General features: G+C 68.2%; 14 protein-coding genes. 2 read left to right on the top strand and 12 right to left on the bottom strand.

What is annotated here, in order from left to right; translation table 11 throughout:
• From cobM to ACH49N_RS26805, 3 genes are read right to left on the bottom strand one after another with little or no spacing between them, the layout of a single operon-like run.
• Positions 1 to 750 (bottom strand): precorrin-4 C(11)-methyltransferase, encoded by a 750-nt coding sequence (gene cobM / locus ACH49N_RS26815; protein WP_358275502.1) that lies wholly within the window; start codon positions 748 to 750, stop codon positions 1 to 3.
• Positions 747 to 1,985: a precorrin-6y C5,15-methyltransferase (decarboxylating) subunit CbiE gene (gene cbiE / locus ACH49N_RS26810; RefSeq protein ID WP_159922055.1), complete on the bottom strand. Its 1,239-nt coding sequence runs from the start codon at positions 1,983 to 1,985 to the stop codon at positions 747 to 749. The genes cobM and cbiE overlap by 4 nt, the downstream gene beginning before the upstream one ends.
• Positions 1,982 to 2,758, bottom strand: coding sequence for an SDR family NAD(P)-dependent oxidoreductase (locus tag ACH49N_RS26805; protein WP_358275501.1), 777 nt, complete (start codon positions 2,756 to 2,758; stop codon positions 1,982 to 1,984). Before ACH49N_RS26805 ends, cbiE begins: the two co-directional genes overlap by 4 nt.
• Positions 2,759 to 2,788: 30 nt before the next feature.
• Here ACH49N_RS26805 and ACH49N_RS26800 point away from each other — a divergent pair, with 30 nt between their 5' ends.
• A complete protein-coding gene (locus tag ACH49N_RS26800) occupies positions 2,789 to 3,202 on the top strand; it encodes a TIGR03618 family F420-dependent PPOX class oxidoreductase (protein WP_159922051.1) in 414 nt (137 codons plus the stop codon).
• On the opposite strand, the gene ACH49N_RS26795 is transcribed toward ACH49N_RS26800, so the two are convergent.
• The gene (locus tag ACH49N_RS26795; RefSeq protein ID WP_159922049.1) at positions 3,162 to 3,920 is read right to left on the bottom strand and encodes a polyprenol monophosphomannose synthase; all 759 of its coding nucleotides are present in this window, start codon (positions 3,918 to 3,920) and stop codon (positions 3,162 to 3,164) included. The two genes, ACH49N_RS26800 and ACH49N_RS26795, sit on opposite strands and share 41 nt — an antisense overlap.
• 130 nt (positions 3,921 to 4,050) lie before the next feature.
• Entirely contained in the window at positions 4,051 to 5,190 is a 1,140-nt protein-coding gene (locus ACH49N_RS26790) for a Xaa-Pro peptidase family protein (RefSeq protein WP_358275498.1), read from the bottom strand.
• 36 nt (positions 5,191 to 5,226) lie between these two features.
• Between ACH49N_RS26790 and ACH49N_RS26785 the strand changes: the two genes are divergently transcribed.
• Positions 5,227 to 6,183 (top strand): 5'-3' exonuclease, encoded by a 957-nt coding sequence (locus tag ACH49N_RS26785; protein ID WP_358275497.1) that lies wholly within the window; start codon positions 5,227 to 5,229, stop codon positions 6,181 to 6,183.
• Between the two features lie 26 nt (positions 6,184 to 6,209).
• Here ACH49N_RS26785 and ACH49N_RS26780 read toward each other — a convergent pair whose 3' ends face one another.
• The 7 genes from ACH49N_RS26780 to pafA form a co-directional block, all read right to left on the bottom strand.
• Positions 6,210 to 6,902, bottom strand: coding sequence for a DUF4333 domain-containing protein (locus tag ACH49N_RS26780; protein ID WP_159922043.1), 693 nt, complete (start codon positions 6,900 to 6,902; stop codon positions 6,210 to 6,212).
• Between the two features lie 102 nt (positions 6,903 to 7,004).
• Complete coding sequence (locus ACH49N_RS26775) at positions 7,005 to 9,743, bottom strand: DEAD/DEAH box helicase (protein WP_358275495.1); 2,739 nt, start codon at positions 9,741 to 9,743, stop codon at positions 7,005 to 7,007.
• Positions 9,744 to 9,755: 12 nt separating this feature from the next.
• Entirely contained in the window at positions 9,756 to 10,796 is a 1,041-nt protein-coding gene (gene tatC / locus ACH49N_RS26770) for a twin-arginine translocase subunit TatC (protein WP_109329579.1), read from the bottom strand.
• A gap of 91 nt (positions 10,797 to 10,887) precedes the next feature.
• On the bottom strand, positions 10,888 to 11,163 hold the full coding sequence (gene tatA, locus ACH49N_RS26765; protein WP_159922037.1) for a Sec-independent protein translocase subunit TatA: 276 nt from the start codon (positions 11,161 to 11,163) through the stop codon (positions 10,888 to 10,890).
• 119 nt (positions 11,164 to 11,282) lie between these two features.
• Entirely contained in the window at positions 11,283 to 12,263 is a 981-nt protein-coding gene (locus ACH49N_RS26760; protein ID WP_159922035.1) for a YafY family protein, read from the bottom strand.
• Positions 12,256 to 13,251, bottom strand: coding sequence for a YafY family protein (locus ACH49N_RS26755; protein WP_201453572.1), 996 nt, complete (start codon positions 13,249 to 13,251; stop codon positions 12,256 to 12,258). The genes ACH49N_RS26760 and ACH49N_RS26755 overlap by 8 nt, the downstream gene beginning before the upstream one ends.
• 47 nt (positions 13,252 to 13,298) lie before the next feature.
• Positions 13,299 to 14,657, bottom strand: coding sequence for a Pup--protein ligase (gene pafA, locus ACH49N_RS26750; RefSeq protein ID WP_358275492.1), 1,359 nt, complete (start codon positions 14,655 to 14,657; stop codon positions 13,299 to 13,301).
• Between the last annotated feature and the right edge of the window lie 81 nt (positions 14,658 to 14,738).

Raw genomic sequence — 14,738 nt, 5'->3', positions numbered from 1 at the left:
TCAGTGGGTGGTGCGCTCGCGGGCGGCCGAATACAGGTAGCTGTCCGGGAAGCCCTCGGCAGCAAGGACTTTGCCGACGATCACAACAGCCGTCTTCGTGACGCCGGCAGCATTTACCTGGTCCGCGATGGTGGCGAGGGTGCCGCGCAACACGATCTCGTCGGGTCGGGATGCGAAGGCGACGACGGCGGCCGGGCAGTCGCGACCGTAGTTCTCGGTCAGTTCCAGGGCGATCTGCTCGATCCGGTGCGCCCCGAGATGCACCACGAGGGTGGCGCGACTGCGACCCAGCGACCGCAGATCCTCTCCCTCCGGCATGGCGGTGGACAACGTGGACACCCGGGTCAGCACGATCGACTGGGACACGCCGGGCACCGTCAGTTCCCGACCGAGCGACGCTGCCGCAGCGGTGAACGCGGGAACTCCGGGCACCATGGTGTACTCGACGCCCGCGGCGTCGAGCCTGCGCGCCTGCTCGGCGACCGCACTGAAGATCGACGGATCCCCCGAATGCAGCCGCGCCACATCCTGACCGGCGGCGTCGGCCTCGATCAGCAGGGCGACGATTTCGTCGAGACTCAGGCGGGCGGTGTCGATCACCCGTGCGTCGTCAGGGCATTCGGCGAGCAACTCTCGGGGAACGAGACTTCCCGCGTAGAGGCACACCGGGCTGGCCGCGATGATGCGCTGCGCCCGCACGGTGACGAGGTCGGCCGCTCCCGGACCGGCCCCGATGAAGTAGACCGTCATGCTGAGTCACCTTTCGCCTGCTTCGTCACCGACCATTGCGCGACCGGCAATTGTGGACGCCAGGCGGTGAATCCGCCGAGCGGTTGGCCGCGATACACCTGGAATTTGCGAAGCTGCCCGCCGTGCACGGAGAACCACCGCAGCAGCAGCGCCTCCGATTCCGCCGTCACGGCGTTGGCCACCAATCGGCCGCCGTCACGGAGCCGGGACCAGCACCCGTCGAGAACACCGTCCTCGGTGAGGCCGCCTCCGACGAAAATGGCGTCCGGCACGCGTCCCTCCTGTTCCCGTACGTCACCGAACGCCGCGGGCGCGGCACCGTGGACGGCGAGGGCGGGCACCCCGAGTGCGGTTGCGTTCGCCTCGATCTGGGCGACGCGCGCGCGCTCCCGCTCGAACGCGACGGCCCGGCACCGGGGATGACTGCGCATCCATTCGATCGCGATCGTGCCCGACCCGCCGCCCACATCCCAGAGAACCTCTCCCGGAGCGGGCGCCAGGGCGCACAGCGTCAGTGCCCGGATCTCGTGCTTGGTCATCTGGCCGTCACCCGAGTACGCCGCATCGGCAAGGCCGGGAAGCCTGGTCAGCCGTGGGCTGTCTGCGCTCGCGCGGCACGCCACGGCGATCACGTTCAGCCGGGCCCCGGCGTCGTGGTTCCACATCGACGCCGTCCCGTCGACCCGGGATTCCCCGGGCCCGCCCAGCTCCCCCAGCACAGTGAGGCGCGAGTCGCCGAACCCGTGACCTCGCAGCAGCGCGGCCACCGCGGCCGGGGTGTGTTCGTCGCGGCTGAGCACCAGAATGCGCGCCTGATCGTGCAGGGCGGGCAACACAGTCTCCGGCGGCCGGTTCACCAGGCTCACCACGGGAGTGTCGTGCGCCGGCCAGCCCAACCGGGCGCAGGCCAGCGTCGCCGAAGACGGATGGCTGACGACACGCACCCGTTCCGGACCCAGCAGCTCGACCAGTGTCACCCCGATGCCGTGGAACATCGGGTCGCCGCTCGCCAGCACGCACACCTTCCGGCCGGCATGAGCGTCCAACAGACCACCGAGCGCCGGCACCAGCGGCGACGGCCATGCAACCCGCAGCGCAGGAGATTCGGGGATCAGCGTGAGTTGCCTGCTCGAGCCCATCAGCACGTCGGCTTCCCGGATCTCCCGTTGCCCGCGCGGGGACAGCCCGTCCCAGCCGTCCGCGCCGATACCCACCACGACGACGACATCACTCATCGCGGCATCCGGCGCCAAAGTGCCTGCGGCAGCAGCCGCAGAACGAAGAACACCGGGCGCAGCCGTCCCGGCACCCACACCCGGGCCGACCCTCGGCGCAGCCCGCGGACCACAGCGTCCGCGACCTGCCCGGGCGTACTCGACATCGGTGCCGCGGACATCCCCTCCGTCATCCGTCCGACGACGAAACCCGGCCGGACCAGCATGAGGGACACCCCGCTGCCGTGGAGGGCGTCCCCGAGTCCGGAGGCGAATCCGTCGAGCCCGGCCTTCGCGGACCCGTACACGTAGTTGGCCCGCCGTACCCGCACTCCGGCGACGGACGAGAACACCACCAGGCGTCCCGACCCCTGGGCGCGGAGCAGGGTGGCCAGATGAGTCAGCACACTGATCTGTGCGACGTAATCGGTGTGCACCACCGCCACGGCGTGTGGTGCGTCCCGCTCGGCGCGCGCCTGATCGCCCAGAATGCCGAACGCGAGGATCGCCACCGACACCGGGCCGTGCGCGGTCACGACGGACCGGAGGAGGCCCTCGTGGCTGCCGAGGTCGTCGGCATCGAATTCCACGCACTCCACGGCCGACGCACCGGCGTCGAGCAACGCTTGCCGTTCGGCGGCGAGGTCGCCGCTTCGGCGCGCCGCCAGGACGATCGTGCGGCCGGGCGCCAGCCGGGTCGCGATCTCGAGACCGATCTCGCTGCGCCCGCCCAGCAGGAGTACCGCCCCGTCGTCCACATGCTGTCGGCTGTTCCTCTTCGATCCCAGGCTCACCGGTCCAGTGTCCTGGATTACCGTCGGGTCATGGACCGCACCCCCCAGGCACCGATTCGCCTCACCGATTCAGCGCTCACCTTCCTCGGTGAATATCACCTCGGCACCCTCACCACACTGCGCAAGAACGGCACCCCCCATGTGGTGGCCGTCGGCTTCACCTGGGATCAGGAGCACGGCATCGCACGGGTGATCACCAACGGTTCGTCACAAAAGGCGCTCAACGCCGACCGTGGCGGGTATGCCGCAGTGAGCCAGGTCGACGGCCCGCGGTGGATGACCCTCGAGGGGCCGTCCCGGGTGCTCACCGACCCGGAGGCGGTGGCGGATGCGGTCGCGCGGTACGCGGCCCGCTACCGGCAGCCGCGCGAGAATCCGACCCGGGTGGTGGTCGAGATCGCGGTCAGCCGCGTGCTCGGTTCCGCTTCGCTGCGCGGCCACTGAACCGCAGTTTCCACGGCACCAGCGCCGACTCCATCTGCACACCCAGGCTCATCTTCGACACACCATCGGTGCGCTCCTCGAAACGGATGGGCACCTCGGCGATGCGCATGCCGCGCTGCACGGTCCGGTAGTTCATCTCGACCTGGAAGGCGTAGCCGTTGCTCTGCACCCCGTGAACGTCGATCGCCCGCAGAGTGTCGGCGTGCCAGGCCTTGAACCCGGCGGTGGCATCCTTCACCCGCAGCCGCAGAATCGCGTTGACGTAGAAATTGGCCCACGCCGACAGCGCTTTACGGTGCCAGGGCCAGTCGCTGGCAACCGCACCGCCGGCCACGTAGCGAGAACCGAGCACCACCGCGGCATCCGTCTGCGTCAGCGTCTCGACCATCCGCGGGATCGCCTCGGCGGGGTGCGACAGGTCGGCGTCCATCTGAATGACGATGTCGGCGCCCTCGTCGAGCGCCCGTGTCATCCCGGCCACGTAGGCGCGCCCGAGCCCGTCCTTGACGGTGCGGTGCAGGACGCCCACCGGGATGGGCGCGTCGATCGCGAGCTTTTCGGCGACGTCACCGGTGCCGTCCGGCGAGTTGTCGTCGACCACGAGCACGTGCATGTTCGCGATCTGCAACGCGTCGAGAAATTCGACGAGCTTGGGCAGGTTGTCGCGTTCGTTGTACGTCGGTACGACGACGGTTACCTTCGGGGCGACGCTCTCCATGACACCTTCGATTGATCTGTGATCCCGACCCGCCGCCGACGGGCGGCGGCGAGTGCGGTCGCGAACAAAGGGTAGATGTTACTACCCGTGGCGGCAGGCCCTGCCGCACGTCCGGATCGGCCGAGCCGGATCAGCCGGGAAGGACCGTCAACCCGTGCGGCCGGGTGTTGAGGGATTCGCAGCCGCCGGCGGTGACGACGACGATGTCCTCGATGCGAGCCCCCCACTGCCCGGGGAAGTAGATTCCCGGTTCCACACTGAACGCCATCCCCTCCGTCAGCTCGATCGCGTTGCCGGACACGATGTACGGCTCCTCGTGTACGGAAAGACCGATGCCATGACCGGTGCGGTGGACGAAGGCGTCGGCCAGGCCCTCCGCCGCCAGCAGGTCCCGCGCGGCCGCATCGACGGCCTCCGCCGCCACCCCCGGACGAACGAGGTCGACGGCCGCCGCCTGCGCCGCCTCGAGGACGGCCACCCGGGCCGCCACCGCCGGATCCGGTTCGCCCATGCAGTAGGTGCGGGTGGAGTCGGAGTTGTACCCCGGGTCCACGGGGCCGCCGATGTCGATGACCACCACGTCACCCGATTCGATTACCCGGTCCGACACCTCGTGATGAGGATCGGCGCCGTGCGGGCCCGATCCGACGATCACGAAGGCAGCTTCGGTGTGCCCCTCGTCGAGTATGGCGGCGGTGATGTCCGCGGCGACCTCGGCTTCGGTGCGGCCGACCGTCAAAAACTCGTCCATCCGCGCATGCACCCGGTCGATCGCCCGACCTGCCCGGCGAAGGGCTTCGATCTCGGCCTCGTCCTTGACCATCCGCAACTCGCGCAGCACCCCGGTTGCGAGAACGGGCAGCGCGCCGAGCTCCTGGGCCAGGGGCAGCAGATGCAACGCCGGCATGGCGTCGGTGACGGCGGTTCGCGCCGGCGCCGGAAGCGCTCCGGCGACCAGGGCATACGGGTCGACCCCGTCGACCCAGTCGAGGACCCTCACGCCGAGTTCGGACGCCGCCGACTCGGTGAGCGATGCCAATTCGAGGCGCGGCACGACCACCGAGGCGGTCTCACCGTTCGCCGGAATCACCAGGCAGGTGAGCCTTTCGAACGATTCGGCGCGGGAACCGAGCAGATACCGCAGATCGGGGCCGGGTGTGATGAGCAGGCCATCGAGTCCAGACTCGCGGGCGAGCGCGCCGGCCCGGGCAATCCGGTCGGCGTAACTGGCTGCGGGGAAGCGGGACGTGGACGCTCCGAGGGAACTCATGCGCTCAGGTTAATGCCGTTTGGCAGTATGTGAGCCATGAGTAAGCCCCTGCTTCTCCTCGACGGTGCCAGCCTGTGGTTTCGCGCTTACTACGCGCTGCCCGATTCCATCACGTCCCCGGACGGCCGACCGGTCAACGCCGTACGCGGATTCACCGACATGATGGCCGCGCTGATCACCACCCACCGGCCCGCCCGGCTCGCCGTATGCCTCGACCTCGACTGGCGGCCGGCGTTCCGGGTGGCCGCAGTGCCCACCTACAAGGCGCACCGGGTCGCCGAGGAGAGCGATGGGGCCGAGGAAGAGGTGCCCGACACGCTGTCCCCTCAAGTGCCGATGATCCTCGACGTCCTCGCCGCCGCCGGGATCGCAACGGCCGGCGCCGAGGGTCTCGAGGCGGACGACGTGCTCGGCACCCTCGCCGCCACCGAGACCCGCGACCCGACCATCGTGGTCAGCGGAGACCGCGACCTCCTGCAGGTGGTGGCCGACGAACCGGTGCCGGTCCGCGTCCTGTACGTGGTGCGCGGCCTGGCGAAGGCCGAACTTCTGGGTCCGGCGGAGGTGGCCGCCAAATACGGGGTACCGGCGGACCGGGCCGGCGACGCCTACGCCGAACTCGCCCTGCTGCGCGGCGACTCCTCGGACGGGTTGCCCGGGGTGAAGGGCATCGGCGAGAAGACCGCATCGAGCCTGATCATGCAGTACGGATCGCTCGCGAATCTGCGGGCCGCCGCACTCGATCCGGAATCGGACATGGCGAAGGGGGCGCGCGCGAAATTCGCTGCGGCAGCGGACTATCTCGACGCCGCCCTGCCGGTGGTACGGGTGGTACGCGACGCCGACGTCGTGTTGTCCCGTGAAGACACGTTGCCCGCCGAACCGGTCGATGCGGACCGGCTCGGCGGACTGGCGGAAGAACTCGGAATCGGCAGTTCCGTTGCCCGCCTCACGGCGGCGATGCAGTCGGTGGCCGCCGCGCAGGTCCCGTAGGAACCGACCGCGGCGGATTACCGGATCTAACTGGGACGGCTGACCTCGTAGGTGCCCTTGTCGTCGGTGAAGGTCAGGGTGACTTGCTTCTTCTCACCATCGACTGTGAGTGTGCACTCGAAGCTGTTGCCCTCCTTCACTTCCTGGTCAGCCGGGCAGGACACGCCGGACACGTTCTCGGCACCGTACGATTCGGTGACGATGCGCTCGACACCCTCCTCGGCGGCCTTCTGGTCGAGGGTGTCGGTGCCGAACACGGTGAACGCGAGGGCCAGTGCCACGCCCACGACCACCAGCAGCGCCACCACACCGCCGATGATCCACGGCACCTTCGACTTGCCGGACGACGCCGGCGGCTGACCCCACTGCTGCTGACCGGGTGCCTGTCCCCACTGCTGAGGTTGCCCGGGCTGCTGACCCCACTGGGGCTGGCCGGGCTGTTGACCCCATTGCTGCTGACCCGGTTGACCGAGCTGGCCGGGTTGCGGCTGTTGACCCCACTGCGGTTGGCCGGGCTGCTGGGGTTGGCCGGGCTGCTGCGGTTGCTGACCCCACTGCGGTTGCCCCGGCTGACCCCCGGGTGCCGGTTGTCCCCACGGCTGGGCGGGTGGTTGCTGACCGTACTGGGGCGACCCGTACTGGCCGCCGGTCTGGTCAGGGTTACCCTGACCCGGGCCCCACTGTCCGTTCGGGTCGTTCGGTCCGTAAGGGCCGCTCATCGTCGCCTCCCGCTCACGTGTCACTTGTCGTCATACCGTAGCGCCCCGCACCCGCATTCGGGTCGTCGGACGGCGTGCGAATCGAACCACACAGTCGCCGGGTCACGCTGCATCCACCGCGACGACACCACGACGTATCGCGGACACCGCGCGGCCGGCCGCCCTGCTCACCCCGGGGTCCGGTGACGTCGAGCGGACCTGCTCGAGCAGATCGATCACCTGTCGGCACCAGCGGACGAAGTCACCCGCCGAGAGAGCACGTCCCTGATCGCCGGCGGCGATCAACGCGTCGACCAACGAATTCTCGCTGGCCCATTGGAAAATGGCCGAGGCGAACCCCAAATCGGGTTCACGCGTCGGCGGCAGTTTGTACCGGATCTCCTCGGCCCGCAGATCCCGCCACACCCGCACCGTCTCGTCGAGCGCGTACCGCAACGCCCCGGGCCCACCCTGTTCGATGGTGTCGCCTTCGCGCCGCGATTCGAAGACCACGGACGAGACGACGGCGGCGAGCTCGGCAGGACCCAGCCCCTTCCACACACCCTGGCGTAGGCACTCGGCGACGAGAAGGTCACTCTCCGAGTAGATTCGGCTCAGTCGGGCGCCGTCCTCGGTGGCCTCCGGATGCTCACCCGCAGTGACATACCCACGTTCGGTCAGCAGCGCCAGGATGCGGTCGAAGGTGCGGGCCAACGAGTTGGTCGTGGCGGCCACCTTCTGCCGCATGGTCTCGGTCTCGCGGGCCAGCCGGTTGTACCGCTCACCGATCCGGCTCAACTGTTCACGGTCGGGCCAGGAGTGGCAGGGATGTTGACGGATCGCCCGCCGCAGCCGCGCGATCTCCGCGTCGTCGGCGGCGCCCGCTTTCTTCTTCTTGCGGCGTCCCGGCACGACAATGCCGGTGCTGCGCAACGCCGAAGCCAGATCGCGGCGAACCCGGGCGGTGTGATGGTCGACTCGGCGAGGCATCCGCATCGAGCCCAGCGACCGCGCGGGCTCGGGGAAGTCGCCGGCCGACACCCGGCCCGCCCACTTCCCTTCCGTCAAAATCAGCGGCTTCGGATCGGTCGGGTCCCGGTCGGGTTCCAGGACGACGGCCAGACCCGAATGCCTGCCCACCGGAATCGCGATCACGTCACCGCGCCGCAACGAGGTGAGGGACTCGACGGCGGCGTCGCGGCGCTCGCTGCGGCCCTGTCGCTCGAGGGCCCGCTCCCTGCTGCTCAGTTCTTCCCGCAGCCGCGCGTATTCGAAGTACTCGCCGTCTTCGCCGCCGAGCCGCTCCCGCAGGGTGGCCATCGCCGCCTCGTTGCGTTCGATACCCCGCGTCAGCCCGACCACGGAACGGTCGGCCTGGAACTGAGCGAACGACCTCTCCAACAGGGCCCGCGATTCGGCAGCACCCATCCGGTCGATCAGGTTGATCGTCATGTTGTAGCCGGGACGGAACGAACTGCGTAGCGGGAAGGTACGGGTGGAGGCGAGGCCCGCGACGTCCACCGGCTCCACCCCGGGCTGCCACAGCACCACCGCGTGCCCCTCGACGTCGATGCCGCGGCGACCGGCGCGGCCGGTGAGCTGGGTGTACTCCCCCGGCGTCAATTCGGCGTGCGCTTCGCCGTTGTACTTCACGAGCCGTTCCAGGACCACCGTGCGGGCGGGCATGTTGATGCCGAGCGCCAATGTCTCCGTGGCGAAGACCGCGCGGACCAGACCTTTGACGAACAACTCCTCGACGGTCTGACGGAACGCGGGCAGCATGCCGGCGTGGTGCGCGGCGAGTCCCCGCTCGAGCGCCTTCCGCCACTCCCAGTAGCCGAGCACTTCGAGATCCGCCTTCGGTAGGTCACCGGTGTGGGCGTCGATGATCGTGCGGATCTCGGCTACCTGCTCGGCAGTCGTCAGGTCGAGCCGCGACCGCAGGCATTGCGCCAGGGCGGCGTCGCAGCCGGCCCTGCTGAAGATGAAGGTGATGGCCGGGAGCAGTCCCTCGTCGTCGAGGCGGGCAATGACCTCCGGACGCGGCAGCGGGCGGAAGTCGCTCGGAACCCCACCGCGGCCTCCTCGCCGCCCACGTTCACGGGACTCCCAAGGGTCGGCCCGGTCGAGTGCCTGCCGCTGTTTGACGTGCCGGACCAGGTCCTGGTCGACCACCAGGTCGCGGCGGCCGTCCGTGGTGCGGGCCCGGGTGTCGAAGAGGTCGAACAGTCGACGGCCGACCATGATGTGCTGCCACAGCGGGATCGGGCGGGTTTCGTCGACGACCACGGTGGTGTCACCCCGGACGGTTTCCATCCAGGCACCGAATTCCTCGGCGTTGCTGACCGTCGCCGACAGGCTGACCAGCCGCACGTCCTCGGACAGGTGCAGGATCACCTCTTCCCACACCGCGCCGCGGAACCGATCCGCCAAAAAGTGCACCTCGTCCATCACCACATGGGACAGACCGCGCAACGCCGGCGAGTCGGCGTACAGCATGTTGCGCAGGACCTCGGTGGTCATCACCACCACGGGGGCGTCGGAGTTGATGCTCGAATCGCCGGTCAGCAAACCCACCGAATTCTTGCCGTACCTGCGCACCAACTCGGCGTACTTCTGGTTGCTCAGCGCCTTGATGGGCGTGGTGTAGAAGCATTTGCGCCCCGACGCGAGGGCCAGGTGCACGGCGAACTCACCGACCACCGTCTTGCCGGCACCGGTCGGTGCGCACACGAGGACACCGTGCCCGGCCTCGAGCGCGCGGCAGGCATTGATCTGGAAGGGGTCGAGGACGAAACCGAGCAGCGCCGAGAACACGTCGAGCTCGGTGCCGCCGGTTGCCTCGCCTGTTGTTACAGCCACCCCGTCAGATTGTCACAGGGTGTCGGAAAAGTCCTGACCCGGTGTGTTGGGGCCGGTCGTGGTGGCGCCGTCACCCTGGATAGCTGAACCGGACCGGCCGGATTTGCGGCCACGCCGGAAGCGGCCGGCGGGCTCGGGAACCGGGGTCGGCGCGGCGTCGAAGGCCTCGTCCAGATCCTTCGGGGCGGCGATCGGCGACGCTTCGTCGTCGTCCAGCGCCCCCCATTCCTGTTCGCTGCGCCGCGCCTTCCTTCGGTCGTTGAGGCGGGCGATCTGCACGGCGATTTCGAACAGCACCGTCAGGGCCAGCGCGAGCGCCAGCATCGAGAACGGGTCCTGCCCGGGCGTGGCGATCGCGGCGAAGACGAACAACGCGAAGATCAACCCGCGCCGCCATGCCTTGAGCTTGGCGTACGGCAAGATGCCGACGAAGTTCAGCGCGACGATGAGCAACGGAATCTCGAAACTGACACCGAAGATGATCAGGAGATTGACGATGAACCCGAAGTACTCGGCACCACCGAGCGCCGTGATCTGAACGTTGTCGCCGATCGTCAACAGGAAGTGCAACGCCTTGGCGACCACCACGTACGCCAGCACCGCGCCGGCGACGAACAGCAGCGCCCCCGACACCACGAAGCCGATGGCGTAGCGGCGTTCCTTCGCATACAGGCCGGGCGTGATGAAGGCCCACAGCTCGTACAGCCAGATCGGGCACGCCAGAACGATGCCCGCGGTGAAAGCCACCTTGAACCGCAACATGAACTGCTCGAACGGTCCGGTGGCGAGCAGCCGGCACGCGCCGTCGCTACTGAGATCCGCCCGGCTCGAGTCGGGCAGTGAACAGTACGGCCCGCGCAGCAGCTCACCCAGGCTCTCGATGCCGAGAAGCTGATGGGAATACCAGAAGAAGCCGACCGCGGTAGTGACGAGGATCGCCAGCACGGACAGGAGCAGTCGCGTGCGCAACTCGTAAAGGTGATCGACCAACGACATGGTGCCGTCGGGATTGGTCCTCCGCTTGCTGTGTCGCGGATCGAACGGAATACGCACTATGGGCCCTAGTCTTGATCAGCAGGCGAACCGGTCTCGGTCAGCAAGCAACCGGGGTGACGAGGTCACCCCGGTTGCCGGACGGCTCGGACTACGCCGACTTGTGCTCGGGGTGCTGCGGCTGCACCGGAGCGGGAGGCGTGACGGGCGTGGTGGTGGTATCCGCCACGGGCAGTTCGGCGGGTGCGCTCTGCTGCGCGGTGGGCGCCGGAGCGTTGTTGTCGTTCTGCATCTCCTTGACCTCGCTCTTGAAGATGCGAAGCGAGCGGCCGAGTCCACGAGCTGCGTCGGGCAGCTTCTTGGAACCGAAAAGGATGACAACGACCAACGCAACGATGGCCCAGTGCCAGGGGCTCATGGCTCCCATGATGAAACCTCCAAAAGATCAGGTGATCCCGATGCTACCGGACCGGCCCCGGACCAGCCGCGTCGAAACCGGCTAGTCACGCTGCGATTCGACTGTCGGTTTCCTCACCGAACGCTGACTCAGACGTCCACGGCCTCATACGCCGCGAGGGCCTCGACCGCGCGGCGCCGCACCTCCTCGACGAGCTCGACCGGTTCGAGGACGGTGATGCCACCACCGAAGCCGAGGACGAGCCGCGCCATCCACTCGAGTGCCCCGTAGCTCATGCTCGCCTCGACGGCACCGTCCGCACCCACGGCCAGCACATCCATCGGGTAGTAGTCGAGCACCCACACGCACTCGGCGGTGATGTGCAGCCGGGCATGCGGAAGGGAGGGGTCGCCACTGAACAGTTCCAAATTCGAATCCCGCACCAGCGCCTGCGCCGGCGGTGTGGAGGGCTCCTCCAGTTCGGTGGCGGCGTCGATGCGGTCGAGCCGGAAGAGACGCACCCCTTCGGCCTGACGGCACCACGCCTGCAGGTAGCTGTGGTTGTCGACCAGCACGATGCGGACCGGATCCACCGTGCGCTCACTCACCCGGTCCCGCGAGGCGGAATAGTAGGTGAGGTCGAGTGCACGGCGATGATGGAGGGCGGCGCGGACCGTTGCGGCGATGGGGTCTTCCTCCACGTCTTCGGCAGTCTCCCGGCCTGGCGACACCGTTGCCGGGGTACGCGCCGCGGCCGTGCCGGCGGCGTCCTCGATCTTCGCGATCGCGCTGTGCGCCGCCGACGGGTCGACCATGCCGGGCATCTCGACCAGCGAACGCAGAGCAATCAGCAGCGCGGTCGCCTCGGTGGACGTCAACCGCAACGGACGGTCGATGCCTGCCGAGAACGTCACCTCGATGCTTTCCTCGGAGAACGAGAGGTCGATCAGGTCGCCGGGGCCGTACCCCGGCAACCCGCACACCCACAATTGATTGAGGTCGGTCATCAGCTGGGTGGTCGTCACCCCGAGTTCGGCGGCGGCTTCCGCTGCGCTCATTCCCGGATTCGCGATGAAGTACGGCACCAGATTGAGTAGCCGCGAGAGTCTCGACGACAATCTGTTACTCACTCCGCGCCCCCTGTTCCGCCGCGTCCCGCAGCTTGGCCAGCACGTCGTCGCGCAGTTCCGGTGGGTCGAGGACCAATGCATCCGCCCCGTGTCCGGCGATCAGCCGGGCGATCCAGTCCCGCGACCGCACCGGAATCTGCAGAACACTGCCGCTGCGCTGGGCCACTTGTTGTTCCCCGGTCGTGGTGCCCAGCCGCCGCAACTCCTGGGCGCGCCCCTCGGCCACCCACACCGTTGCGGTGCCGGTGACCGCACCCGATCCGGTGACCCGATCCACGATTGCACGAAGATCGACGTCGGCCGGCTTGTGCACCACACCGGCCGGACCGAACGCCGTCACCTCGTCACCGATCCGCGAGAGCCGGAACGTCCGCACGGCACCACGGTCGACGTCGTGGCCGACGAGATACCAGCGACCGTGCGCTGTGACGACACCCCACGGCTCCACCGTGCGTTCGGTGTACGGCTCGTTGAGCGCACCCCGGTGGGGAAAGTGCACCGCACGACCGGCATCGATCGCGGCCAGCAGCTTGCCCAGCGCCGGTTCCGACCCTCGTGTGCGTGCCGGGACGGCGGTAACGGGGGTGGCCGCAGAGTCGGGATCCACCTGCACCCCCGCCGCCCGCAATTTCAGCAACGCACCCTGTGCTGCCGAGGTCAATTCCGGCGACTCCCACAACTGCACCGCCACCGCCACGGCCGCCGATTCCTCCCGGGTGAGGTCGATGTCGGGAAGTTCGTACGCGTTGCGGTTTATGCGGTAGCCCTCGACCGTGGAAAAACGCGACGCCTGCCCGGTCTCGAGGGGCACACCGAGGTCACGGAGTTCGTTCTTGTCGCGTTCGAACATGCGACTGAAGGCCTCGTCGCTGGCGGAGTCGGCGTATCCGGCTACGCTCTCGCGAATCTTCTCGGCCGTGAGGAACTGCCTGGTGGACAGCAGACAGATCACCAGGTTCATCAAGCGCTCGATCTTGGATGTCGGCACGCCCGGAAGCCTAGTGGGTGGGTTGGTTCCGAACTCCCGCAGCGCGGTTACATCGAGGCAATCAACCGCTCCACCCGTTCGTCGACCGACCGGAACGGGTCCTTGCACAGGACGGTCCGCTGCGCCTGATCGTTGAGCTTGAGGTGCACCCAGTCGACCGTGAAGTCGCGGCCGGCCTCCTGAGCTGCGGTGATGAACTCACCGCGCAGCTTCGCGCGGGTCGTCTGCGGCGGGGTGTCCACGGCAGCCTCGATCGTCTCGTCCTCGGTGATCCGCTTCACCAGCCCCTTGCGCTGGAGGAGGTCGAACACACCGCGACCACGTTTGATGTCGTGGTACGCCAGGTCGAGTTGCGCGATCTTCGGGTCGGCGAGCTCGAACCCGTCCCGGTCCTGGTAGCGCTGGAACAGCTTGCGCTTGATCACCCAGTCGATCTCCGTGTCCACCTTGGCGAAGTCCTGCGACTCCACCGCATCGAGCATCCGGCCCCACAGATCCACCACCTGGCTGACCTGTGCGTCGGGTTCGCGGTTCTGCAGGTGTTCCACCGCGCGCGCGTGGTACTCGCGCTGAATGGCCAGTGCACTGGCCTGCCGGCCGCCGGCCAACCGCACCGGGCGACGTCCGGTGACGTCATGACTGACCTCGCGGATGGCGCGGATCGGGTTGTCGAGCGCGAAATCGCGGAACGAGACCCCGGCCTCGATCATCTCCAGGACGAGGGCCGCGGTTCCCACCTTCAGCATGGTGGTCGACTCCGACATGTTGGAATCACCGACGATCACGTGGAGGCGACGGTACTTCTCGGCGTCGGCGTGCGGTTCGTCGCGCGTATTGATGATGGGCCGCGACCGGGTAGTCGCCGAGGACACCCCCTCCCAGATGTGCTCCGCCCGCTGCGACAGGCAGAAAGTGGCCGCCTTGGGAGTTTGCAGGACCTTGCCGGCACCGCAGATCAGCTGCCGCGTCACCAGGAACGGCAACAGGACGTCGGAGATCCGGGAGAACTCCCCGGCCCGCGCCACCAGGAAGTTCTCGTGGCAGCCGTACGAGTTACCGGCGGAGTCGGTGTTGTTCTTGAACAGGTAGATGTCGCCGCCGATGCCTTCTTCGGCGAGCCGCTGCTCCGCGTCGATGAGCAGTTCCTCGAGGACCCGCTCCCCCGCCCGGTCGTGATTGACCAACTGGATCAGGTTGTCGCACTCCGCCGTCGCGTACTCGGGGTGCGAGCCGACGTCCAGATACAGGCGGGCACCGTTCCGGAGGAACACGTTGGAACTACGGCCCCACGACACCACCCGCCGGAACAGGTAGCGCGCAACCTCGTCGGGGCTCAGTCGCCTGTGACCATGGAAGGTGCAGGTCACACCGAACTCAGTCTCAATACCCATGATTCGTCGCTGCACACCTCGACAGTACAACGCGGATCACGCGGCGGAGCGAGAAAACCATCGGCGACACCGCACGCATACTCTGAGGTCGTGAAG

Source organism: Rhodococcus sp. NPDC019647 (assembly GCF_044389235.1).
GTDB classification, from domain to species: Bacteria; Actinomycetota; Actinomycetes; order Mycobacteriales; family Mycobacteriaceae; genus Rhodococcus_F; species Rhodococcus_F oxybenzonivorans.
This window is presented reverse-complemented; position numbering and strand designations above follow the sequence as displayed.

Bases quoted from the DNA above. Each gene is read 5' to 3' on its own strand.
- cobM (WP_358275502.1), bottom strand. From the start codon at position 750: ATGACGGTCTACTTCATCGGGGCCGGTCCGGGAGCGGCCGACCTCGTC.
- ACH49N_RS26790 (WP_358275498.1), bottom strand. From the start codon at position 5,190: ATGAGTTCCCTCGGAGCGTCCACGTCCCGCTTCCCCGCAGCCAGTTAC.
- ACH49N_RS26795 (WP_159922049.1), bottom strand. From the start codon at position 3,920: ATGGAGAGCGTCGCCCCGAAGGTAACCGTCGTCGTACCGACGTACAAC.
- ACH49N_RS26780 (WP_159922043.1), bottom strand. From the start codon at position 6,902: ATGAGCGGCCCTTACGGACCGAACGACCCGAACGGACAGTGGGGCCCG.
- ACH49N_RS26785 (WP_358275497.1), top strand. From the start codon at position 5,227: ATGAGTAAGCCCCTGCTTCTCCTCGACGGTGCCAGCCTGTGGTTTCGC.
- cbiE (WP_159922055.1), bottom strand. From the start codon at position 1,985: ATGAGTGATGTCGTCGTCGTGGTGGGTATCGGCGCGGACGGCTGGGAC.
- ACH49N_RS26800 (WP_159922051.1), top strand. From the start codon at position 2,789: ATGGACCGCACCCCCCAGGCACCGATTCGCCTCACCGATTCAGCGCTC.
- tatA (WP_159922037.1), bottom strand. From the start codon at position 11,163: ATGGGAGCCATGAGCCCCTGGCACTGGGCCATCGTTGCGTTGGTCGTT.